The 25,038-nt window shown below is 39.2% G+C and carries 20 protein-coding genes; 11 read left to right on the top strand and 9 right to left on the bottom strand.

Annotation, left to right across the window (positions count from 1 at the left end):
- Positions 1-24: 24 nt before the first annotated feature.
- From AN393_RS01220 to AN393_RS01200, 5 genes are all read left to right on the top strand, one after another.
- On the top strand, positions 25-1,287 hold the full coding sequence (locus AN393_RS01220) for a cyclopropane-fatty-acyl-phospholipid synthase family protein (protein ID WP_055017107.1): 1,263 nt from the start codon (positions 25-27) through the stop codon (positions 1,285-1,287).
- Entirely contained in the window at positions 1,262-1,774 is a 513-nt protein-coding gene (locus tag AN393_RS01215) for a DUF2878 domain-containing protein (protein WP_055017106.1), read from the top strand. The genes AN393_RS01220 and AN393_RS01215 overlap by 26 nt, the downstream gene beginning before the upstream one ends.
- Before the next feature lie 11 nt (positions 1,775-1,785).
- Positions 1,786-2,298 carry a chalcone isomerase family protein gene (locus AN393_RS01210; RefSeq protein ID WP_082422650.1) on the top strand — a complete coding sequence of 171 codons (513 nt, stop codon included), beginning with the start codon at positions 1,786-1,788 and terminating at the stop codon, positions 2,296-2,298.
- 1 nt (position 2,299) lies between these two features.
- Positions 2,300-2,839 carry a DUF3833 domain-containing protein gene (locus tag AN393_RS01205; protein ID WP_055017105.1) on the top strand — a complete coding sequence of 180 codons (540 nt, stop codon included), beginning with the start codon at positions 2,300-2,302 and terminating at the stop codon, positions 2,837-2,839.
- A gap of 206 nt (positions 2,840-3,045) precedes the next feature.
- Complete coding sequence (locus AN393_RS01200) at positions 3,046-3,321, top strand: HU family DNA-binding protein (RefSeq protein ID WP_004586404.1); 276 nt, start codon at positions 3,046-3,048, stop codon at positions 3,319-3,321.
- Between the two features lie 109 nt (positions 3,322-3,430).
- Here AN393_RS01200 and ilvN read toward each other — a convergent pair whose 3' ends face one another.
- Together ilvN and AN393_RS01190 are read right to left on the bottom strand one after the other, a co-directional pair.
- Positions 3,431-3,928, bottom strand: a complete 498-nt coding sequence (gene ilvN / locus AN393_RS01195) for an acetolactate synthase small subunit (protein WP_004586403.1) — start codon at positions 3,926-3,928, stop codon at positions 3,431-3,433.
- A complete protein-coding gene (locus AN393_RS01190) occupies positions 3,928-5,652 on the bottom strand; it encodes an acetolactate synthase 3 large subunit (RefSeq protein WP_055017104.1) in 1,725 nt (574 codons plus the stop codon). The genes ilvN and AN393_RS01190 overlap by 1 nt, the downstream gene beginning before the upstream one ends.
- 444 nt (positions 5,653-6,096) lie before the next feature.
- Here AN393_RS01190 and AN393_RS01185 point away from each other — a divergent pair, with 444 nt between their 5' ends.
- A complete protein-coding gene (locus tag AN393_RS01185; protein WP_055017103.1) occupies positions 6,097-9,096 on the top strand; it encodes an immune inhibitor A domain-containing protein in 3,000 nt (999 codons plus the stop codon).
- Between the two features lie 201 nt (positions 9,097-9,297).
- On the opposite strand, the gene AN393_RS01180 is transcribed toward AN393_RS01185, so the two are convergent.
- From AN393_RS01180 to AN393_RS01155, 6 genes are all read right to left on the bottom strand, one after another.
- The gene (locus AN393_RS01180) at positions 9,298-10,305 is read right to left on the bottom strand and encodes an isocitrate dehydrogenase (protein ID WP_055013662.1); all 1,008 of its coding nucleotides are present in this window, start codon (positions 10,303-10,305) and stop codon (positions 9,298-9,300) included.
- Positions 10,306-10,494: 189 nt separating this feature from the next.
- A complete protein-coding gene (locus AN393_RS01175; RefSeq protein WP_055017102.1) occupies positions 10,495-12,183 on the bottom strand; it encodes a hypothetical protein in 1,689 nt (562 codons plus the stop codon).
- A 6-nt stretch (positions 12,184-12,189) separates the two neighbouring features.
- Positions 12,190-12,576 carry a DUF3192 domain-containing protein gene (locus AN393_RS01170; RefSeq protein WP_055013660.1) on the bottom strand — a complete coding sequence of 129 codons (387 nt, stop codon included), beginning with the start codon at positions 12,574-12,576 and terminating at the stop codon, positions 12,190-12,192.
- 69 nt (positions 12,577-12,645) lie between these two features.
- Positions 12,646-13,419, bottom strand: coding sequence for a flap endonuclease Xni (xni, locus tag AN393_RS01165; protein WP_055013659.1), 774 nt, complete (start codon positions 13,417-13,419; stop codon positions 12,646-12,648).
- A gap of 10 nt (positions 13,420-13,429) precedes the next feature.
- Positions 13,430-14,773 (bottom strand): nucleotide 5'-monophosphate nucleosidase PpnN, encoded by a 1,344-nt coding sequence (ppnN, locus tag AN393_RS01160; RefSeq protein WP_055013658.1) that lies wholly within the window; start codon positions 14,771-14,773, stop codon positions 13,430-13,432.
- A 79-nt stretch (positions 14,774-14,852) separates the two neighbouring features.
- The gene (locus AN393_RS01155; protein ID WP_055013657.1) at positions 14,853-16,388 is read right to left on the bottom strand and encodes a GGDEF domain-containing protein; all 1,536 of its coding nucleotides are present in this window, start codon (positions 16,386-16,388) and stop codon (positions 14,853-14,855) included.
- Between the two features lie 203 nt (positions 16,389-16,591).
- Between AN393_RS01155 and AN393_RS01150 the strand changes: the two genes are divergently transcribed.
- The 5 genes from AN393_RS01150 to AN393_RS01130 all read left to right on the top strand — a co-directional run bounded on the left by AN393_RS01150 (position 16,592) and on the right by AN393_RS01130 (position 24,235).
- Positions 16,592-18,373: a M61 family metallopeptidase gene (locus AN393_RS01150; RefSeq protein ID WP_055017101.1), complete on the top strand. Its 1,782-nt coding sequence runs from the start codon at positions 16,592-16,594 to the stop codon at positions 18,371-18,373.
- Between the two features lie 151 nt (positions 18,374-18,524).
- Positions 18,525-20,594 (top strand): bifunctional diguanylate cyclase/phosphodiesterase, encoded by a 2,070-nt coding sequence (locus AN393_RS01145; protein ID WP_055017100.1) that lies wholly within the window; start codon positions 18,525-18,527, stop codon positions 20,592-20,594.
- Between the two features lie 103 nt (positions 20,595-20,697).
- Entirely contained in the window at positions 20,698-21,969 is a 1,272-nt protein-coding gene (locus AN393_RS01140; protein WP_055013654.1) for an O-acetylhomoserine aminocarboxypropyltransferase/cysteine synthase family protein, read from the top strand.
- 257 nt (positions 21,970-22,226) lie between these two features.
- Positions 22,227-22,607, top strand: coding sequence for a BlaI/MecI/CopY family transcriptional regulator (locus AN393_RS01135; RefSeq protein WP_055013653.1), 381 nt, complete (start codon positions 22,227-22,229; stop codon positions 22,605-22,607).
- 11 nt (positions 22,608-22,618) lie between these two features.
- On the top strand, positions 22,619-24,235 hold the full coding sequence (locus tag AN393_RS01130) for a M56 family metallopeptidase (RefSeq protein ID WP_055017099.1): 1,617 nt from the start codon (positions 22,619-22,621) through the stop codon (positions 24,233-24,235).
- Here AN393_RS01130 and AN393_RS01125 read toward each other — a convergent pair.
- On the bottom strand, positions 24,230-25,027 hold the full coding sequence (locus AN393_RS01125) for a glycosyltransferase family 25 protein (RefSeq protein ID WP_055017098.1): 798 nt from the start codon (positions 25,025-25,027) through the stop codon (positions 24,230-24,232). The two genes, AN393_RS01130 and AN393_RS01125, sit on opposite strands and share 6 nt — an antisense overlap.
- Positions 25,028-25,038 lie beyond the last annotated feature (11 nt).

Below are 25,038 nucleotides of genomic sequence, written 5' to 3'. Positions count from 1 at the left end.
TGACAAAATTATAAAGGGTTTAAGATGGAAAAAGTCTCGAGTATAAACTGCCAAGAGCAAACTGGATGGTTTACAAATTTATATAAAAAGCTAGTCACCAAAGCCTTTGCAAGTATTGAAATAGGCCAAATAGTGTTAGTTGAGAACAGCCGCTCAACAGTATTTGGTCATCAGCATTCAGACTTAAAAACCACTATCACCGTTAACGACACTGCCATGTACAAGGCATTTGCTATGTCTGGAAGTGTGGGGGCTGGTGAGTCTTATATTCTTGGGCAATGGTCGTGTGATAACTTGACCAAACTTATCGAAATTTTTGCTATAAACCAAAAGCAACTTGATGCATTTGAAAAAAAATTCTCTTTTTTTAGTGGCCTAGCCCACCGATTTAAACATCTTAAAAACAGCAACTCAGAATCTGGTTCGAAAAAGAATATTGTTGCCCATTACGATTTAGGAAACGATTTATATGAGTCATTTTTAAGTGATGAAATGCTGTATTCCTGTGCTGTTTATCCAACAAAAGAGGCAACCCTTGAGGACGCTCAACAAAATAAGCTTAAGCAAATTTGTGAGCAAGTAGAAATAAACGAAGGCGATACAGTTATAGAAATTGGTACAGGCTGGGGTGCGTTTGCCATTTACGCAGCGACTCACTATAACTGCCATGTGACCACAACAACGATTTCGGATGAACAATATGCTTATGTTGAAAACAAGGTTAAACAGTTAGGCCTTGAAAATAACATAACATTGCTTAAGCTCGATTATCGTTTATTAGAAGGTCAATACGACAAGCTCGTATCAATAGAGATGATAGAAGCAGTAGGGCATGAATACCTACCTAGCTTTTTTAAGCAGTGTAATAACCTACTTAAAGAAGACGGTGCAATGCTTATTCAAGCAATTACTATTGGCGATCAGCGTTATCAACATTATTTAAAAAACTCAGATTTTATTCAGCAGTATATCTTCCCTGGAGGTTGTTTGCCTTCACTTAATGAGATGAGCGAGCAAATTAAAAACAACACCGATATGGTTATTCATACGGTAAGTGACATAGGCGCGCATTATGCTAGAACACTCGCTGATTGGCGTACTCGCTTCATTGATAACTGGCACACCCTAGACAGTGACAAATTTGATGAGCGTTTTTACAGGTTATGGTTGTTTTACTTTGCTTACTGTGAAGGCGCTTTTAGAACGCGAGCAACCAGTACCGTTCATTTAACGGCGCGTAAACCACGTTTCACTAGTCAAAATGACGAAATTGCCTTTAATTATTAATTTTGTACTTTTTCAAACGGTGTGGTTTTTATCGCTGTTTTTAGAAGCCCAATCTGTATTATACACCTCTGTTATTGTTGTGCTTATGTTCGTTTTATCGAAGCAACATAAGCATGACGCGTTGCTTCTAGCTAAAGCTTTACCTATTGCGCTGTTATGTGAATACACGGCTGTGCAGTTAAACCTTTTGGAATTTAAAGTATCACCTTTCCCGCTTTGGTTAGCCTTGCTATGGGCAGCATTATTGCTTTGCATAAACACATCAATGGCGTTTATTACTAAACTAAAATTTTGGCAAGCCTATTTTGTGTGCTTAGTCTTTGCGCCTATTAGTTATTATTCTGGCGCTCAATTTGGCGTGCTTAGTATTTATACACCTGTATGGGCATTTTGGCTTCTGTACGGCGCACTATGGGCTGCAGCCTTTACACTTATACTTTTTATCAACCAAAAAATTAAAGCGTTTTTGAATATTAGCAAGCAATAACAGGAGCTTGTATGATTAATACCGCAAAAAAATGTGCAATAACCGCTACAATGATTATGGCAACTTTGTTTACCCCTTTGAGCTTTAGCGAAGAGCAGGCTGACTTTAAAAAAGTGGGCGAGGCGCGTATGGAATATTTATTCTGGGATGTTTACGATGCTACATTATATACCCCTTCAGGGACTTACAAACAGGGAGTGCACCCAGTTAAATTTACGCTCACCTATTTGCGAGACTTCGCAGCAAAAGACATTGTTAAAGCCACTAAAGAGCAATGGCTGCATTTAGGTAAAAGTGATTTATCAGCTAAGTATGCTGATAAATTGCTCGCTCTTTGGCCTAACATTAAAAAAGGCGAATCGTTGAGCTTACAAACATCACCAAGCGGTCAGGCTACTTTTTATCATAATGATAAAAAATTAGGTGAGATAACAGACTCACAATTTGCCAACCAGTTTTTAGCTATTTGGCTAAGCCCGAACACCTCAGAGCCAACACTTAGAAAACAATTATTAGGAAATTAGCATGCGCAATATAAATAAATTTAAACAGCTATGTATTTTAATGGCTGCATTATTTTTAGTGAGCTGCTCCGCGCCAAAAGTAGAGCACTACAATAGCAGCACCCCAGAATTTGATTTTAAAGCGTTTTTTAGTGGTGATTTAAAAGCATATGGTGTTGTGCAAGATTATAAAGGCGAACTCACACGTAAACTTGTGGTTACTATGAATGCGCGCTGGGAAGGCAACGAAGGCGTTATAGAGGAAGACTTTGTGTATGACGATGGTGAAACGCAAAAGCGTATTTGGTATGTCACTCTTAATGACGATAATAGCTTAGTGGGTCGTGCTGATGACGTGCTTGGTATTGCAACCGGTAACAGTGCTGGCAGTGTGTTTCATTGGAACTACAATGTGGCTTTACCCTATGACGGCAGTACGCTTGAGGTAAACTTTGATGATTGGATGTACCTGGTTACACAATCACGCTTGATAAACCGTACGTCTATTGTTAAGTTTGGTGTCGAGGTTGGGGAAGTGACCTTAGTTATCGAAAAAATATAGAGCAGTGTGTTATTTAAAGTGTGCCTTTTGTGTACTTAAATTAAGTTTTAGTTAACCCAACACGCTGTATTTTACCGAGAATTATTAAAATTTTACGCATTTTCGAAGTATTTAAGCAAAAAATGCAATTTGCTGTTGCTAACTCCTTAAAAATGCATAAAGATAGGTTTTGCGAAGGCAAAATAATAACGAATAGGAATCTAACAATGAATAAAGCTCAATTAGTTGAAAAAATCGCTACTGATGCAGAAATCTCTAAAGCTGCTGCTACACGTGCACTTGATGCGTTTACTGGCGCTGTAACTTCTTCTTTAAAAGAAGGTAATTCAGTTGCATTAGTAGGTTTTGGTACTTTCTCAGTTAAAGAACGTGCAGCACGTACTGGCCGTAACCCACAAACGGGTGCTGAGATCCAAATCGCAGCGGCAACTATCCCAAGCTTTAAAGCAGGTAAAGGTCTTAAAGACCAAGTAAACCCTTAATTGGCGCTTTACAGAATTTTTTAAAAAAGAGCTATTTAGCTCTTTTTTTTTGCCTGCAAAAAAGCCACTAAATAGTGGCTTTTAATTTAAAAATTTAGCTGTTTAACCTTTATGCTTTTAGAGCCTTATCACCACGGCCAATACCTACAGCGCCTGAGCGCACAACTTCAATAATGTCGGTTTCATGGCGTAGGGTGTCTAAAAATGACTCAATTTTGTCTGTGCTGCTCACTAGTTGTAAGCTGTAACTTTGGCGGCCCATATCTAAAATAGCACCTTGAAATACATCAACAACACGTGTAACAGCTGCACGTGTGGTTTCGTCTTGGGCAAATACTTTAACAAGTAATAATTCACGTTCAATGTGACTCATTTCGGTCAAATCAATAATTTTAAGTACATCTACTAGTTTGTTTACTTGTTTAGTAATTTGCTCAACGATTCTATCATCACCCATAGTAGTAATGGTGATACGCGACAGTGACTCATCATCCGTAGTGCCTACGGTTAAGCTATCTATATTGTAGGCGCGCTGTGAAAAAAGCCCAACAATGCGTGATAAGGCTCCTGGTTCGTTTTCTAATAAAATAGATAATATACGACGCATTATGCTTTTACTCCTTTACGTAACCACATCTCATCAATGCCACCTAGTTTGATTTGCATTGGGTATACATGTTCTTTCTCATCAACGTTAATATCTAAAAATACTAAACGGTCATTAATGCTCATAGCTTTATCTATAGCAGGTTGTAGCTCATCTAACGTATCTACTTTTATGCCTACATGGCCATAACTTTCAACAAGTTTTACAAAGTCAGGTAATGAGTCCATATAGGAAGATGAATGACGCCCACCGTAAATCATATCTTGCCATTGGCGTACCATGCCCAATGAGCGGTTATTCAACGAAACTACTTTTACAGCCAAGTTGTACTGTAAACATGTCGATAGCTCTTGAATATTCATTTGAATTGAGCCATCGCCAGTTACACATACTGACTCTTTATCAGGAAAAGCAAGCTTAACCCCCATCGCTGCTGGTAAGCCAAAGCCCATGGTGCCTAAGCCCCCTGAATTGATCCATTGGCGAGGGTTTTTAAATGGATAATATTGTGCTGCAAACATTTGGTGCTGACCGACATCAGAGCTTACATAGGCGTCACCATTAGTGGCTTTATACACTGCTTCTATAACTGCTTGTGGTTTAATTTTATCGCCATCGGTGTTGTAACTTAGGCACTTTTGCTCACGCCAGCTAATAATTTGTCGCCACCAATCTTCTTGGGCACTGCGATCAATTTGAATGCTACTTTTATCTATGCCCGCTTGTAGTTGCTCCATTACAGTGGCTAAACAGCCCACAACTGGAATATGGGCTTTAATGGTTTTAGAAATAGATGTCGGATCTACATCTACGTGAACGATGGTTGCATTGGGGCAAAACTTTTGCACGTTATTGGTTACACGATCATCAAAACGCGCGCCCAGTGCTAAAATCACATCGGCATTTGCCATTGCTTTATTGGCTTCAAGCGTGCCGTGCATGCCCAGCATACCCACGTAATTTGGGTGAATACCCGAAATACCGCCTAAGCCCATTAATGTATTAGTGATAGGTGCATTTAGCGATTCAACTAAGCGGGTTAATTGCTCAGAGGTGTTAGATAGAATAATGCCGCCGCCTGAGTAAATTACCAGTTTTTTAGCTTCTAAAATTGCGGTAACTGCTTTGCGAATTTGTTTAGAGTGGCCCTTTGTATTTGGGCTGTAGGTTCTAAGCTCGGTGGTTTTAGGAAAGTGGTACTCAAACTTAATAGCAGGGTTAAGCATATCTTTTGGTAGCTCAACAACAACGGGTCCTGGGCGGCCAGTACTTGCAATGTAAAACGCTTTTGCCAAAATAGCGGGAATTTCTTCAGCACTTCTGCAGTTAAAACTATGTTTTACAACTGGGCGAGAACAGCCAACAATGTCGGTTTCTTGGAATGCATCGTCACCAATTAAGCCTGTAGGTACTTGCCCCGATAAAACAACCATCGGGATTGAGTCCATATAAGCGGTGGCAATACCTGTAATACAGTTAGTTGCGCCAGGGCCAGAGGTAGCAAGTACAACACCCACTTCGCCAGTAGCTCGGGCATAACCATCAGCCATATGGGTTGCGGCTTGTTCGTGACGCACTAAAATATGTTCAATATCTTCTTGTTGAAAAAGTGCATCATATAAATCTAAAACCGATCCACCTGGGTAGCCAAAGATATACTTAACCTTTAAATCTTTTAATGCCTGAACAACTAATTCAGAACCATTATATTCTTGTTTGCTCATCCTCATTCCTCTGTGCGCTGTTTATGCATAAAAAAACCCCCGCGTAATGCGAGGGTTTTTAAAAAGCAATTTCACTTTTTAATACATCCCCGCTGGGCTTATCACTAAGACCACTACGAGTACGATTAAAAGGTGAAGTTGTTTTTTCATAATTGTCACTTTATAAAAAGCAAAATGCTGCTTTAGATTAAAAATTCTATATGGGGTTATTTTTAAGGGTTTTACGTGCTCGTGTCAACCTTGAAAAGGTTTTTTTGGATTAAAATTTCAAATTAATTTATTTTAATACTAAAAAATTGCACGGTATTTGTAGTTACATAAAAAATATGAAGAAATTATGCTAATTTTCATGAGTAAGCATAGTGAGTGAATAGATGATTTGAGCACTGTGCTTAATACATATATTAGGTATGATAGAGCAATAATTTATCTGGGGAAGATACAGTGAAAAAAATAATAGGGCTTGGTTTATTCCTTTGCAGCCTAAATCTTAACGCAGCAAATACCAGTGCGCATGACCCAGGTATTATTAATAAACAAAGAATAGAGTATTGGTTAAATAAACGCGCTGATACCCAACAAGCCAGTAACAAGCCAACGGTTGAAAGCTACTTAGCGAATGCTGCAAGTTTTAGCCCTTTACAGCTAAAATCTATTTTGGCTATGAAAGCCCGCTTAACAACTATGCAGGCCAATAAGCAGCTGTATTATGCAAGTGCGGCTAGCCCTAACAACGGGCTAAATGAAGTTAAAGTGCTGGCTATTTTAATTGATTTTCCTGATTTAAAGCACGATGACAACCAGCTTGTTGATGCTGATACCGACATGTACTATGAAAACTATACAAAGGAGCATTACCAACAATTACTTTTTAATAAAGGTGGTTTTGCCGGGCCCAATAACGAAACGCTCAGCAGCGTATACGATTATTATTACGACGCATCAGGTGCAAGCTTAACGTTTAGCGGGCAAGTATATGGATGGGTTAGGGCAGATAGCAATGCAAAAACTTATGGAGAGCGAGTAGGTAACACACGCGATATAAATGCCCCCGCACTGATAAAAGAAGCGGTAGAAAAAGCCACTGCACAATTTGATATTGATTTAACGCAATATGATTTAACAGATTTAGATGATATTGACGGCGATGGCATAATCAACGAGCCGAATGGAATTATCGACCATGTTATGGTTTTTCATTCCAGTATTGGTGAAGAATCCGGCGGAGGCTATTTAGGCGTTGATGCAATTTGGTCTCACCGCTACTACGTATTTGATGAAAACAGTGAACCTGTTAGTATTTCTGGTAGTAATGTTAAGTTATCGGGTTATACGATAAACCCTATAGATGCTAGTATAGGTGTCGTTGCGCATGAATTTGGTCACGACTTAGGGTTAGCAGATGAATACGACTTACAATCAAATACGGTGGGTGAGCCTGTATCGTCTTGGTCAATAATGTCTACGGGTAGCTGGGCTGGCGGGCCTAGGGGGTCACAGCCCGTTATGTTTAGTGCGCAGGCGCTTGAGTATTTACAAAACAGATACCAAGGCAATTGGGTTAACCAGCTTAACCTAACCATGGAGGAAGTGAACAGCCAGCCTCAACAGTTGCTTGTTTATACGAGCTCACTTTCTCAGCAGCAAAGCCAAATTAAAGTGTCACTTGCGCAGCAGCTAGAAAAGTTTAAACCCCCGGTAGAAGGTGATTTTCAATTTTACTCTGGTACAGGTAATAACCTTAAACACACGCTCACACAAACTGTGACCTTACCTGAGGCGGCTACACCAGTGACTTTTAGCTTTTTAGCTTACTACAGTATTGAGCGCGATTATGACCTTGTACAAGTAAAGGTAAATCAAACCCCTTTAGCTGGTAATTATACAATCGAGACAAATCCTTATTATGGCGATATAGGCCCGTATATAAGTGGTGATTCGTTTTTACATACTGATGCGCAGCAACCTAATGGGTTTTTAATGCATGAATTTGATTTAACACAATATGCAGGACAGACCATTACACTAAGTATTGAGTATATTACCGATGCAAACACACAGTATTATGGATTTGTAGCCGATGATTTAAAAATAACACACAACAATGCTGTGATTTGGCAAAATAACGCAGAGCAGTCAGAGTCTACCATAGCGTTAAATGGTTTTAGCCGCGTGAGTAGTTATATTTATACTAAAGCAGCCCACTATTATTTACAGCTACGTGCACACAAAGGTGTGGATGCCGGCTTACAAGCAGAGCAATATTCACCGGGGGTTTTACTGTGGTATAGCAATAGTGCACTGGATAACAACAACACAACTGAGCACCCAGGCGGCGGTTTTAACTTAGTGGTTGATGCGGATCAAAAGCCAATTTTTCGCGGTACAAGTAGCAGTTCACTTGCAGATACACCCATACAAGTACGCGACGCTGCATTTAGTTTATATCAGCAAAGTGCAGGTTTAGGCGATCAAGACTTAGCGGCCATTAGTGAGTTTCGTGATCATTTTGATTACAGTTTTTCGCAGCAGCCTGAATCAGGGGTGGTGCTTACTCCCCAGGGGTTTAACTTTGAAATAGTCAGTCAACATCCTGAAAGTGAAACTGCAGAGCTTTTACTCAGCTATGACGCGCTACAACAAATAACCACTACAATAAACGAGGCAACTGTTAGCTTTAAGGCAGCAGGTTTAAAGTTGACCCCCACAGATACTTTTTTATGGGATTTTGGTGATGGGCAAGTGAGCACTGATCTAAGCCCTACACATACCTATGCAGATTACGGCACCTATAGTGTGAGCTTTACGGCAACGGGTGAGACGGCTACGCAAACACAAACTACACAAATTACCATCACAAAGCCGCTAGAAATAGAAAGTTTAGAGTATCAATTAAGCGGTGCGACTTTATCTGCTCAAGCAATCGTAAGTGGCGGTGAAGCACCTTACAACATACGCTGGCTTATAGATGGTGAACCTGTATCGAAAACTGAAAACCTAGATTACCAATTTAGCTACTCTGGCGATTATACCCTCGCGTTAATAGTAACCGATACGCAAGGGATAAGTGTTAACCAACAACAGGCTTTGAGTGTTAACGCACCGCTGCAATTAAGTACACGCCATACGACAAATAACTTAGCGGTACAATTTAATAGTTCACCATTAGGGGGGACTGGTAATTATACGTATAGCTGGGATTATGGCGATAGCAGCCCACTAGGTACAACGCAAAACCCAAGTCATAATTACCAAAGTGCAGGTAGTTATATAGTAAAACTTGTGCTCACAGACAGTCAAACTAATGAAGTTATAAGTAGTGAGCTAACAGTCTCAGTACAAGAAGTGCAAAGTGAATCGTCATCAAGTGGTGGGGCAATAGGTTATTTAATTGCGCTATTAGTGATAAGTGGGTTTCATCGGCGCATGAGTAATCATGTTTAATCATTTTTGGATTAAAACGATTCGACTTAACTGTCTAAGAACTTAATACAAGTGGTATAAAAAGTGATGCTCGGAGTATTGAAATTCTTTTATAATTAATGGCTTAGTTATGCCACGTGATGTAATTAGCTAAGGTTAAAACACAAAAAAGCCAGCTAGATGCTGGCTTTTTAGGCTTAATACAAGATTTACTTTGTTAAATTATAAACGGTCGATTACTGATTGAGTGAAATCAGTTGTACCGTGGCTGCCGCCTAAGTCACGTGTTGTGCGATCGCCAGATTTAATTACATCAGCTACTGCGCTGCGAATACGCTCAGCCGTGTCACCCATATTTAAGTGCTCAAGCATCTGGATAGACGCTAAAATTACAGAAGTAGGGTTTGCTAGGTTTTTGCCAGCAATATCTGGTGCACTACCGTGTACTGCTTCAAAAATTGCAGCGTCTTCACCAATGTTTGCACCTGGTGCCATACCTAAACCACCAACTAAGCCAGCACAAAGATCTGATAATATGTCGCCAAATAAGTTAGTCGTTACTACAACGTCAAACTCTTCTGGTGTCATTACTAGCTTCATACATGTTGCATCAACAATCATTTCAGTTGATTCAATTTGCGGGTAACGCTCAGCAACTTCACGTGCAACTTTTAAAAATAAGCCAGAAGTAGATTTTAAGATATTTGCTTTGTGTACTGCGGTTACTTTTTTACGGCCTTCACGTACTGCTAACTCATAAGCAAAGGTGATGATTTTCTCAGCGCCTTCGCGAGTAATTACAGATTTAGCTTCTGCTTCGTTACCGTCTTCGCTTACAACTTGACCTAAACCTGAGTACATACCTTGGGTATTTTCACGAATAGTAATGATATCGATATCATCGTAACGTGCTTTAGTACCAACAAATGATTTAACAGGGCGCACATTCGCGTATAAACCAAACTGCTTACGTAATGTAACGTTAATAGACGTAAAACCTTCACCTACCGGAGTTGTTAATGGGCCTTTAAGCGTGATTTTGTTTTTAGCGATTGTATCAATTGTTTCTTGAGGAAGTAGCTCGCCAGTTTTTTCTAGTGCAGCAAGGCCTGCATCAACAAATTCATAATCAAAATCGCAACCTGCGGCTTTTAATATTTCAAGTGCTGAGTCGATAATGCTCGGACCGATGCCGTCGCCTTTGATCACTGTGATGGTTTGTTTGGCCATTGACTTTTCCTTTAAAAGAATAAAAAACGCACATAAATTATTACTGAAAATAGTAACTGCTTGTTAGGTCATTTATGTGACGTATGTGGATAAATTTTGAGGGCGCATTTATACCAACTTATTGCCCATTTTGCCAGTTTATACTATAAATACAGGGTATAACCTCTGTTTATAGTGAGCATAAGTGACTTAAATGCTGTTATACAGCGATAAGCCTTGCAGTTGCGCAAAAAAGTCACCCTTAGATTTAAATCCTTGTGCTTTTAATTGCGCATTTAAAGTGTGTTTTTGCCAAGGGGTCAAGGGTAAGGCGGGTTTGAAAACACTTTGCGCCACAACCTTTAAACTAATCCATAATTTGTGCTGCTCATTTAGCTCTTTTTTGGGGTGTTGCTCAGCATCGAGCAGTGGCTTAGTCCATGGGTTATCACTCAGTAGCTGTGCTAATTCAGTATTTAAATGCTCATTATTAAACGTTTCAACCCCAAAAAAGGCGGCTAAGGGTGCACTATAGGTTTGGTTAGGCGCACTATTTATACATACTTTTGCACAGAGCTGCGCACTACAATGGGTTAATAAGTAGTGCACGTAACCATAAATAGGCAAAGCTATTTGTTCAAATTGCTGTTTAGGGTTATTACTTACCATTAAAGCTAAAATACGAATAAAGCTGTTAAGCTTATTCAGTACAATGTGTTTGTGCGGATGGTGCGATGTATCAACTAGCTGCTCAAATATAACCCGCTGAATAATCGCCGGTGCATTATCGTACCCGACCATCGACAAGCTATGGCGTAAATCTTTGGCGGCTTGGTGCTGGTTGTTATAGGGTCTGACTGCTTGGCAGAGCTTTTGTGTTATTTCATTAAAAGGGGCCAGTAACTTATCTAAGCCTTTAAAACTGTATTCATGCGCTACTTTTATATGGCTCACTAATGCGATTAATTCGGCCTTAGAACTTATTTGCGCCGGGGCTTTACGTACCAAGTGCTCATTGTTCCAGGCTAAAAATAATACCCGCTTATCAGTACATAGCCATTGCAGTGGCTGATCTTTAAGTGAGGCTTTAACCTTGTACCATGCTAGTTTTTTCTCATTATTGGCATTAATAAGTATATGTTTATTAGTCTCATCACTTGCGAGATAAACCATTGCTTGGTCGCTGTAAACAATTTTACTGCCTGGGAGGTGTGGGCCTATATGCGCTATTAAATCTTTAACTAACCTTTGCGCAAATGGGTTAGTTGTTTTGACATATAATTCACCCAGCGCTTTATAAAAATTTAATGGATTCTTTTTGGGTGTATAAGTGATGTTCATCGCTATAATATTACTTAATGCACACAAGGTTATGGCATTGTCGTATAGCATGATGTCGCTGCTGCTCAATAAAGCTTGTTTATATTTATTTAATTTAGCCAACATACGCACGCTATTTTGAGTAGGGTGCTGCCCACTGAGCAGCATTTTTGCTGCTAGCTGATGGCGAAAACGCCATATTTTTTTATCGCTGAGTGTAAGCATTTGCTGCTGCGAAATTTTATTATGCTGTGCTACAACACAGCAATGCTCTACTAAAGCAACGCCAACATAAAGCTCGGTTAGCTCGTCATCAAACTGTTGGCTAGCGCACAGCGCTGTGCTAATAACACATTGGTTAATAACGAGGTTTGTAGCAAAGTCGTAGTGACTGGTGTACAAACTCAAACGCGCTTGTAACGCATGCGGATGTTGCTGATATAAAACACGATAGTGCTGGGCTGTTTGCGCAACAAGCGGATAAAGATGTTGCCACTGCGTTTTGTCATTATAAATTGTCAGTATTTGCTGTGTGTTATGCAGTAACCGCACTAACTGTTTTGAAATAGGCTCATCCATTGGCCATCACCTGATCTTTTCCTGGTAAGTTGTATAGGCGCTGGGGCCCCATAAAAATAACTCACCATTTTTAAATAATAAGCCGGTGCATTCATCCATTGTGGTTATGCCATCTGAAGTTTGGTGCTGAGTACGGTAAAAAACAATCTGCCATACTTGGTCTTTATTGCGCTTGGCATAGGTTAAATCCGGGCTGCCTAAATAATCGAGTACACTGTTTAACGTAACTGCCTCATCAATTGAGAGCTTTTTGATGTAGCGTTCATTAAAGGCCTCACGGTCTTGCCAAATCATTGCTTGCGGGTCATCTTTATAAAAGGTGATCACTAAAGTCGCAATGAGCGCGTATAATCCTAGCCCTAATATTAAGTACCTTATAAACTTTTTAATCATTTTTCACTCATGCTCGCAACAATATTGAGAGTATAAATTGTGAGCGTAAACAGTGCTATCAACATGCGACTAATGTAACCTTAGCTGCTTTAAACTAAAGCCTAGCTGTATATCTGTACGTAAAGTGACTAATTGCTTAGAAATAACATACATGTCTTTTTGCTCAACTAACTTTTTTTGAATACTGCTTGATAGGGCGTCGTCTTCTATGGCCTTATCTATATTTTCGTAGGTATTTACAATAAGTTGAGCCGATTTAGTCCCTATGCCCTTAACGCCAGGTACATCGTTAGTTTTATCGCCAGCTAAGGCCCAAAAATCAATTAGCTTACTTTGCTCAATGCCAAAACGCTGCTCGATGCTGTTGTTATCTAGGTAGCATTTTTTAAAATAATCGTACACACAAATATAGTCGTTCAAAAAGGGTAAAAATCCCTTATCTGTAGAAACAATAGTACTGTTTATCTTATTTTTAGCAGCTTTGTAGGCTAAGGTGGCTATGATATCGTCAGCTTCATCGTTAATCGGTTCAAATACAACGATACCCGTTTGCTCTATAGCTTGTTTAAAATTGTGCAGGGCATTTTTGAGCGTGTCGGGCATGGGGGCTCTAGAGTGTTTATATTGCTTATAAAAGTGATAGCGCCAGCTTTTATCTCCATCAAAAACAGCGATAGCGTGAGTGGCATTTGTTGACTGTAAAAGCTTTTTGCACGCGTGTGCAACGCGGGCACAACTGGCCTTTAGCATGTGCTCTTCACTATGGTGTGTTTGGTTGGCGTCAACTGCGTAAATGCGCCTAATTAAATTAAGCGCATCAATTAAAAGTAAATGGGGTTTCAAATAGTCAAACTCATGCTTTTATTTCATAACAAGGGACGTACTTACTACCGGGTAACTTCATACGACCTTGGTCTACAAATGCCTGTAATAGTTTATCCATATCTTTCATTAACTCAGGCTCACCGCTTAACACATAGGGTCCGTGTGCTTTTATGGCGCGTAGGCCCTCATCTTTTACATTGCCAGCAACAATACCTGAAAACGCTCTACGTAGGTTAGCCGCTAAATGTTGCTTAGGCTGTTCTAGGTGTAAATCTAAACTGGCCATGTTTTCGTGCGTAGGTGCAAAAGGTTGCTGAAAGTCGTTATCGATTTTAAGTGTCCAGTTAAAGTAGTAGGCATCTCCTTGGCTTTTACGGTAATTACGCACACTTGCCATAGCAGATTTTAATTTTTGCCCTACTAAAGCAGGATCATCAATGATCACCTCAAACTTATCAAGGGCTTCTTTGCCTAATGTTAGCTCTACAAACTTACATAACTCGCTAAAGTACGCTTCGCTTTCTTTAGGGCCAGTTAAAATAACAGGCAAACACTGTTTTTCGTTATCTGGGTGCAGCAAAATACCTAATAAATAAAGTAACTCTTCTGCAGTACCTGCACCACCAGGAAATATAATAATTGCGTGCGCCGTTCTAATAAATGCTTCAAGGCGCTTCTCAATGTCGGGTAAAATTACCAGCTCATTTACAATAGGGTTTGGCGGCTCTGCGGCAATGATACTGGGCTCAGTTAAACCAAGATAACGGTTTTCGCTAATGCGCTGTTTAGCATGCCCAATAGTGGCACCTTTCATCGGGCCTTTCATCGCACCTGGGCCGCAGCCAGTGCATATATTTAAACCACGTAAACCAAGCTCGTAACCTACTTGCTTAGTGTATTTATATTCTATTTCGTTAATTGAATGTCCGCCCCAACATACAATCATATTTGGTTCACTGTTAACACGCAGTGCGCCGGCGTTTCTAAGCATATCAAATACCATGTGGGTAATGGCTTTTTGCTGTTTAAGATCTTTTTCGTATTTTTGGCAAATAAATAAAATATCGCGGATCACCGAAAAAATATGCTCGTGAATACCGGTAATTATTTCACCATCAACAAAGGCGGTTTCGGGAGGATTTTCTAACTCAATTTTAATGCCACGTTCGCGACTGACTAGGCGTATATCAAAGTCTTGGTATTTGTCGTAAATTTCATTACTAGCATCTGTGTGGCTGCCTACGTTTAGGACGGCTAAGGCACAGTTTCTAAAAAGTCGATAACGTTCACTGGCTGAAGATTGCTCTAATAAATCAACTTCCAATTGTGACAGTAAATCTAAAACCCCAGTCGGGTTTAACTGTATTAACATCGGCATTCTCCTTGTTGCTTAAAATGTAAAAACTGCATGTCATTTACTTTAGCACTCAAACTAATTGAGAATTATGACATTATTTACTCATACAAAGGCGATCCCGACCCGTTTTTTTTGCTTCATAGAGGGCGTCATCTGCTCTGTCAAATGCTTTGAGCGGTGTATCGCCTTTTTTAAATTGTGTAGCACCTAACGAAATAGTGATTTCTATTTCTTTTTCTCTAAATTTAAAAGGAATATTTTTAATCACTTTTCTTAGCTTTTCTAGTGGTTGTGCTGCATGCGACAACGAAAGCCCAGGCATAAGTAAAACAAATTCTTCTCCGCCGTAGCGGGCTATAAAATCTGACTGGCGGACTGATTTTTGTAGCGCTTTTGCAATAACTTGCAATGTTATATCGCCTGCAGTATGCCCAAACCTGTCATTAATTGACTTAAAGTGATCAACATCAATAACCACTAGGGTAACATCCGAAGCCTGCACATTAAATAAGTGAAGCTCATGGTTGTAACGCTCATCAAAGGCTGCTCTATTTGGAAGTTTTGTAAGGCTATCGAGTAAACTTTTAAAGCGTTGCTCGTTTAGGCGTTTTTTATATTTAGTTAGTTTGCCTTCTAAGCTACCAATTCGATCGTTTATTTCATCAAAACTGGCAATCAGTGTTTCGCGGTCTTTTCTTTCTAGCTGCTCTTTAGCAATAAAGTCTTTACTGAGCGATCTTAGCTCGTTGTCTACTAATTCTTTTAATGAGGAAATAGACGTAGCCGATTGGGTTTGCTCGTTTAGGTGCTTTATTTTCCCTTCAATACGTTTGTTGAGCGTATCGAACTCTTCACCCATTGATTTAGAGTGTTGGCTGGTAGATACAATAGATGAGTGCAACTCTTCTAAGGTTTGATTAAGCGAGACTAAAAAGCTTTGAGCCGATTGGCGCTCTTTACTAATATTTTTAACCACAACGCTAATTATATTTAAAGCGGCTTGCAACAGCGCTTCTACATTATCGTTTTCGGTAATCGCATTTTTTATTTGTTTAATTTGCTCTGTCGATTCATCCTCTAATACCAGCTCATTTGCAAGCTCTAATAACTTTTTAGCCATACGAGGAGAGGCATTAACGCTTGTTTCATCCGTGGCTGATAGCTTGCTCTGTAAAGCATGATGATAAAAGTTTATTAGCTGATTTAAAATCGGAATGTAATCGTGCGTAGACTGTACATTATTAATTTCGTGGTCGAGCAAATGTCTTAAGGTGCGACGGGTATCGTCTGGCAAGCCTTTGGTTTTTTGTAAAAGCTTACCGGCTGTTTGTACGCTCGAAAACAGCTCTCGTTGATGGGCAGCTTGTAACGTTTCTTGGTTTTGTAATAACAATAATATGTCATCTATTAAAGGCGATAATACTTCAAACCCAACACCTTTATTTAGCGAATTTCTAAATTTAGCGAGTTTATTATCAAGCTCAATATCAAGCCCTTTGCAGCTTAAAGACAGCTTTGCAGTTAGATTTGATAAAGTATCAACTTGGAGCTTACGCGCATTTTCAATGGCTATCCTTGCTTCAATTGCTTGCTTTAACTTTTTATCTACAGCGTTAGAGTTTTCAGACACCTAAGCATACCGCCATCGTATTAATTACATTACCTTCAGTTTACAACAAAATCATATTAAGTGTAGTTATCTAATTAAAAACTTAGCATTTTTACTTAGACCCTGCATGTAAACTGAGCTATTAGGTTGTTTATCGTTTTTAATTCACTTTTAATTTATGCCTTGTTAGGCTTATTTCAAATAATAAGTAACTTTGAGTCATTATGAAAAAGCGTTTTGTCCTGTCTATGTTAGCGGCCTGTTGTGCTGCCCCTGCGTTAGCTGATGTTAACTACTCATTAAGTATTACACAGCCTCAACACCATTTAGGCAATGTGAGTGTAGAATTTCCAAAATCGGCGCAATCGCATATCGATGTTAAATTGCCTGCATGGCGCACTGGGCGCTACGAAATATTAAATTTAGCTAATGGGGTACGTTATTTTGCGGCCACAGACGACAATGGCAATGCATTAAAATGGGAAAAAATTAACCACAGCACATGGCGTGTGCACTTAGTTGAGCCAACACAGGTGAATATTGATTATCAAGTATATGCAAACGAGTTAGGTAAACGTGCACGCCACATAGACGATAGCCATGCCTTCATTGATGCATCTGGCTTTTTCATGTTTAGTGAATCGTTTCGCCAAGAACCTGTTACCGTAGATTTAAAGGTGCCTAAAGCGTGGCGCTCTGTATCTGGTATGGAAAATGGTAGTAATAAACACAGTTTTAAAGCCGCAGATTACGATGTACTGGTAGACTCACCAATAGAAACAGGAATTAACAAACTTCATAAATTTGAAGTAGATGGTCGCCAATACGAGCTAGTAATATGGGGCGAGGGCAACTACGATGAGCAACTAATGCTGACTGATTTAAAAAAATTGGTGACCACAGGTAATGTTATTTGGAATAGCTACCCGTATGAGCGTTATGTATTTATGGTCCATGCTACATCAGGTGCCGGCGGAGCAACTGAGCATTTAAACTCAACCATTATACAGCGCCCAAGAGATCGGTTTGGTAGTCGCGAAGATTATTTAGGCTTTATAAGTACCGCCGCGCATGAGTTTATTCATACCTGGAATGTAAAAGCCTACCGTCCTAAAGGGTTGGTACCTTATGATTACACTAACATGAACTACTCTAATTTATTATGGATTTCGGAAGGTTCCACTAGCTACTTTGAAGATCACTTATTGGTGCGCTCTGGCATAGAAACCACCGATGAATTTTTTAAAGTGATGAGTAAAACCATCAACCGCCATTTACAAACACCAGGGCGAGAAGTACAAAGTGCCAGTGAAACAAGCTTTGATAAGTGGATAAACCAAGGCGGTGACCACGCGCGAAATTACAGCACCAATATATATTTAGAAGGCTCATTGCTTTCTATGTTGCTTGATATACATTTATTAGAAACAACCAAAGCAAAAGTTAACTACCGCCAAGTACACAATGCTTTATACAATAAGCACAGGTTACCACAGGGATTTACTGAGCAAGATGTACTTACCATATTAAAAGAGCTCACAGGTGAAGACTATACAGCTTGGTGGCACGATAACGTAAGCACCCCAGCTGATATAGATTTTGATGCGTTATTGGCCAAAGTTGGCTTGAAACTAACCCGCCCCGAGAACGCTAAGCCACTAGCAAGTATTGATGCCACTGCAAAAAATAGTGGTGAATTATTAACGCTTACTCATGTGCGCAGAGGGGGCGCAGCATGGCAAGCTGGTTTAACTACTGACGATAAAATTGTGGCTGTAAACAAGCAACATGTAGGGAAAGATTTAAAATCGAGCTTAGAGGTGTTTAAAGCGGGTGAAAAGGTGACTATTGATTTTATTCGCCGAGATGCACTTCAATCAACAACCCTGGTTTTATCGCAGGATTATGATAAACCTAAAAAGGTGGTTGCTGATAAAAATGCCACTTTATCTCAACGCGCCTTATTTAAGGCGTGGGTCGGGGTAGAGCACCCAGCTAATATGTAAGCTAATTAACTGTAATAACATTTAAAAAGGAGCTTTGGCTCCTTTTTTTATACCTTATGCAAAGGTATATCAGTTAAAAACCAACCTAAAAGTGTTAATTTAAAAAGTACGTCCTATTATTTAGTTAATAAGTTCTTTAGGTAACGTATAAATGAAGTCATTAAAAACGGTTCAAACACTGTCACACCAATTTGTACTGAACGATCCGCTTCATCAGTTATTTGATGCGATACACAGTATTTCAGTTCAAGGATACGATGAGCAACGACGCGTTATTTACTGGAATAAAGGCAGTGAGCTGCTTTATGGCTACACAAAAGAGTATGCAACTGGAAAAAAACTTGAAGATTTAATTATTCCACCACCTATGCGTGATGCAGTTATAGCCGCCCATAGTGAATGGCTTATAAATGATATAGAGATACCTGCCGCAGAGCTTACATTAGTTCATCAAAATGGGGGCAATGTAACAGTGTTTTCAAGCCATGTTATGTTTACAAATCAACATGGTGTAAAGCAAATGTACTGCATTGACATAGATTTGAGCGAGGTAAAGCAGGCACAAGCACAAGCCATGGATAAACAGCAGATGCTTGAAAAAGTATTTGAAGCTATCCCTGACCTTTATTTTTTGCTTAAACCCGAGGGTACCATAGTTGATTATCATGCTAATGATTTTAGTAACCTTCATTTACAACCAGAACAATTTTTAAATAAGTCGATGTTTAGTGTGTTACCCAAAGGCGTAGCTAAAATATTTGAAGAAAATATTAAAGAACTTCTAATAAATAAAGGCATTGTATGCTTTGAATATGAACTTTTAGTCCCAAAAGGTGTGTTGTATTTCGAGGCAAGGGTGAGCTATTTACATCATTCAAATCAAATCATGGTGATAATACGTGATATCACAGAGCAGCATGAGTCTAATAAACTTATACGCAAACAAGCCTATTACGATAGCTTAACACTACTTCCTAATCGTTTTAATTCTTTAAAACGACTAACTCAGCTAATTAACACTGCAAAAGAAAAAAACACCTTAGCCGCTGTTATTTTCATAGACCTAGATGACTTTAAAAAAGTAAACGACACACTGGGGCATGAAATTGGCGACTCATTACTTATTAGCGCTGCGGATAAACTTAGTCAAATAGTTAATGAAAACGCGACCGTAGGCAGATTAGGAGGTGATGAGTTCATTATTTTACAACCAGATCTGAAGAGTAAAAAACAAGTTGATGAGATTGTTACACGCTTACTAAAAAGCTTTAGAAATCCCTTTGAAATAGATGGTCGCGAGCTATTATTAACACTGAGTATTGGCGTGGCTTTATACCCAGATAACGGGGGAACGGCCTCCGATTTATTGCGCCATGCAGACACAGCCATGTACCAAGCAAAAGCACTTGGCAGAAATACCTACGCTTGTTTTACCAACGAGATGAATACAGCCATAAAAAGGCGTTTAGCAATCGAAGAGCAGATGCATGTTGCATTAGAAAAAAACGAATTTGAATTGTATTTTCAACCTAAATGCAATGCTAAAACACATAAAATAATCGGAGCAGAGGCATTATTACGCTGGGACAATAATGTGCTTGGTAAAGTTATGCCCGATGAGTTTATTCCGTTAGCAGAGCAAACAGGTTTAATTATTCCTATTGGCAAGTTTGTTATTGAGCAGGCATTAGCATTTTTAACACGGTGGCAGGCAAGCTCTCAACAAAACTACAGCATGGCTATTAATTTATCACCAAGCCAGTTTAGAGATTCAGAGCTGCTATGTTTTATAGCAAGCACGTTAGAAAAAACTGGCGTGAGTGCGAAAGATGTTGAGCTTGAAATTACCGAAGGTGTGCTAATGAGTGTACAAACAAATATTACAGAGTCTTTGCATGCACTTAATAAGCTAGGTATTAAACTATCCATGGATGACTTTGGCACAGGTTACTCATCGCTTAGCTATTTAAGGCAATACCCGTTTGAGGTATTAAAGATAGATCGCAGCTTTATCTGTGGTATTACCGAAAACAAAGAAGACTACAGCTTAGTTAAAGCCACCATTGCAATGTCGCATAGTTTAGGCTTAAGTGTGGTCGCTGAAGGCGTAGAAACATCAGCACAACAACAATTACTTGCTAAGCTAGACTGCGATCTGATTCAAGGTTACTACTTTAGTAAACCGCTGCCCGCTTCGCAGTTACTATGTTTTAAAGGTTGAGTTATTTAAATTTAATCAGTTCAACACCCTTTAATATATTTCATGTGCATTTTATAACCTAAAAATGCTAGGTTTAAGAAACACAATATTAAAGGATATAAATATGAAATTAGAGTCATTAGCACTGCACCATGGTTACGAGTCTGAAGAAACCACTAAATCTGCAGCGGTGCCTATTTACCATACCTCATCTTACACGTTCGATAACACACAGCATGGCGCTGATCTATTCGACTTAAAAGTACCAGGCAATATTTATACTCGTATTATGAACCCAACAAATGCCGTGCTTGAGCAACGTATTGCCGCAATGGAAGGGGGCATTGGTGCACTTGCGGTCGCCTCGGGTATGGCAGCGATTACCTATGCCATTCAATGCTTGTGTGAAGTTGGCACTAATATTGTGAGTACCAGCCAATTATATGGCGGTACATATAACTTATTTGCTCATACGTTACCGCGCCAAGGTATTGAGGCTCGTATGATTAAAGCTGATGACTTCACGGCATTTGAAAAGGCCATTGACGATAATACTCGCGCAGTATTTTGTGAGTCAATTGGTAACCCAGCTGGGAACATTGTTGATATTGAACGGCTAGCAAAAATTGCACACAGTAAAGGCGTGCCTTTGATTGTTGATAATACCGTTGCTACCCCGTATTTATGCCGCCCATTTGAACTAGGCGCCGATATAGTGGTTCATTCACTGACCAAGTATATAAACGGACACGGTACAGCTATTGGTGGAATGATTGTCGATTCTGGTAAATTTGATTGGAAAGCCAATGCCACGCGTTTTGCAATGATGAACGAGCCTGACCCGTCGTATCACAACGTGGTGTATACCGATGCCTTTGCTGAAGCGGCTTTTATTGGACGTTGTAGGGTTGTACCTCTTAGAAATACAGGCGCAGCGCTTGCCCCTAAAAATGCTTCTGACATTTTAATTGGCCTTGAAACTTTAGGCTTAAGGATGGATCGCCACTGCGAAAACGCTCAGCAGTTAGCAGAGTTTTTAGAAAGTCATCCAAAAGTGCTTTGGGTTAATTACGCAGGGCTTAAATCAAGCCCGTATAATGCAATGAGCCAAAAAATTACCAGTGGTAAAGCATCCGGTATTTTAAGCTTTGGTATTGCGGGCGGCCTTGAAGCAGGCACGCGCTTTATTGATGCACTAAACATGATTTTACGCTTAGTTAATATTGGCGATGCTAAGTCGCTTGCATGCCATCCTGCGTCAACTACACACCGCCAATTAAACGATGAAGAGCTGGCTAGTGCAGGCGTAAGCCGTGATTTAATTCGCTTATCGGTAGGGATTGAAAATATTGCCGATATTATTGCCGATGTGAGCCAAGCGCTCGATAAAGCATAGTTACCTCACTACCTTTCATAAAAAGCTTAAAACATAAAAAGCGTTAGTTGAAAATATACTCTCGTTTTTTATGTTTTTCTAAAATCAATTAATAATTATACCTACTTGTTTCATATGTCTTTATTTTAAAACCTTCCTAAGGCTTTTATATTTCTACCGTGTGTTTTTTATTCATATGTCAATTTTGTATTGACACTAAGATTTCTAACTACTACATTTGTAACAGTACCACTACAAGTGTAGTAATAGGAGCGACAATGAAACTTAGTGATTTTGAAATGGATATTATGCAGCTGCTCTGGCAGGAAGAACCCTGTACTGCGAGTCAACTACATAAAGTGCTTTTAGCTGATAAGCAAAAAGATAAACAAGTAGCCTATACAACAGTCAAAACTATTGTAGATAGGTTAGAACATAAAGGAGCGATTGAGCGCTGTGGACATGAAGGGCGAGCCATTGTTTTTAGAACAATCGTGACACAAGACGCGTTATCGGAGCAAGCTATGCCTAGTTTTATGCAACGATTTTTTAAAGGTAATTCTCGTAGTTTAATTGCCCACTTTATCAAAGAAGAAAAGCTAAATGATGAAGATATAGAATACTTACAAACGCTTTTAAAAAATAAGAAGTTAGATTAAAGGAGAGGGTAATGAGGGATTATTTACTAACTTGCACGCTCATTAGCTTATGCATTTTACTTACAGTAAAAGGATTAAAAAATGCCCCAGCACGATTAAATTTTTACATTTTAATGATTGCCTTGGCATGTTGGTTTATCCCTTGGCAGTACTTTTCCCAGCTACCGTTATTTGAAGGGGCAAATCGTTACACATTCAACGTGACGCAATTGATTCCCGATGTTAAAGCATTAATACCAAACGCTGAACAAATAGCAATTAAGGATCAATTACAAAGCGATATGAGTATATGGGACTTATTGCCATCACTTAGTATTGTTTTTACGGTTTTAGTTTTAGCTGGTTTTGGATTGTTTTTATTACGCATGGGCTTATATGTAAAGCTTATAAAAAATTTATACATTAACTCAAAGCCTAGTCCTGAACTTAAACACATCAATAATCAGTATTCAATTAGACTAACAACCCATACAGAGCCAGCTTTTGCTACAGGATTAATAAAGCCTGTTATTTGGTTAGAGTCGACGATGGTAAATCGTGAAGAATTAGATTCAGTCATTCAGCACGAGGTAACCCATTTACAACAAGGTGATATTTATTGGACGTGGCTTATTTGTTTTATAGAAAGCGTTTTTTGGTGGAATCCTATTTGCTTAAAGTTAACAGGTTTAGCAAGAGAGCAACTCGAACTTAGCTGTGATGAGTTGTGTATGCAAAAGCTAAAAGGTAAATACCAATTGGATTTAGCTAGTTTATTGCTACAAGAGCAAAGTGCTAAAAGCTCGCCTAACTTTTTTACCCCCCCACTTTTGAATATTGCTCATTCTAAGAGTTTTAATATTCAGAGGATCAAAATGTTAAACAAGGAAAAAACAATGAAAAGTAAATATTTGGTTATGGTTGCGGCGGCAATGTCTTTTAGTGCTTTAGCTGCAGCGCAAATTGTAGATGGTAGTTCAGATAACAAGCAGCAAAGTAATAATACGTCTCAGGCTCCTGTTAAAAGTGAAGAATATAATCAACAACTTGCACAGCTTCTTAAAAGTGCAGCAGGGGCAAAAAGTGATAACCCTGAACTTTTAAACCAAGCTGCGCAAGGCATACAACAATGGCACTTAAATAGAGATAAACTTGCTGGTTTTGAAGAAGCAGAAATTAAACTACAAAGCTTTAGGCTGCTAGATCACGTTTACTCTAAACTTGAGCAATATGAAGATATACTGAGTGCTTACGAAAAATGGTATGAGCCTGGTAGTAACCCGCCTTACTTTTTAAAAAATTCACTAGCAACCGCGTATATACAACTAGGGCGTTATGAGCTTGCAGTTGTAGAACTTGAAGATTTATCAAAACAGCTTGAAGGGAAGCTACATGTTGGCTCTGCTGATAACTTAGCACTGGCATACATTTACCTCGCTGATTACGATAAGGCATTAAAAACACTAGAGCAGGTTGATGCAAAAGATGATGTATACGGAAATATCCTTAAATACTATGTTTATGATAAACAAAATAACCGAAAAAAAATGAACGAAATCAAAAGTAAAATTCCAGAAGTATTTGCAGTTACCCCCGCATTATTACCGCAAACGGGCATACCAAGTTCTCAACTTTTAAGGATGTTATAAACGTTGAGTAATTAAACTTGGAGCCTTTGAGGCTCCTTTTTCATTCTGTTTAAATTTTTTTGCAAAGGCGCTTGTATAAACCTTATTAAAAATACAGCTTTTAATTTGTTGTGCTTTACGCCTCAAAAATGCTTTTTTAACCTTAGTTTTAGAATCGCAGCTTGCAATATCGCTTTGTATGTCTGTATTTTGCGAAACAGGGTATGGCATTAGTGAAAAACCATTTACTTGGGTTTCCCAAATATGTTGTAAGTCGCAATCTACAGGGCGCCCAAATTGGGCTGTGGCTTTAAGTAATTGCTTAGCCCCTTCATAGCTTATTGCCGTAGCACAACAGCCAGTCATTAGTTTTTTATGTATGACTAATTGCTGGTGGTTATTTAGGTTTTGCTGATAGGCAATAGGGCGGGTGCGGTTTTCATACGCGGCGAGTTTAATAAGTTGCCAGGGTTGGTTTAGCTGCTCAATATTTTTAATCGCATCATGAATGCTGTCATCAATATAAAAATCATCTTCTAGCACAATTGCGTATTTTAATTTCTCATCCACTATCTTTTGCCATGCTTTACGGTGGCTTAAATAGCAGCCAATTTGGCCATTGCTGAGCGGGTAGTGATACTTTTGTTTGTTTAATTGTAAGCTGTAATGCAGAAATTTTTGCTCTGTACTCAATTGTGCGCCATCTACGGCGTCAATACGTTCAAATGGCAAGTTAACCCGTGCAAGTTGCATTTGAGTATTTGCTAGTCGCTGCGTTGAGCGCGCTAAGTTTATTACAAATATTGCCGCCATGATGATCACCC

The sequence above is a fragment of the Pseudoalteromonas sp. P1-25 genome (assembly GCF_001401805.1).
Classification (GTDB): domain Bacteria; phylum Pseudomonadota; class Gammaproteobacteria; order Enterobacterales; family Alteromonadaceae; genus Pseudoalteromonas.
Note: the sequence above shows the minus strand (reverse complement) of the source record. Positions and strands in the feature narration are given on the sequence as shown.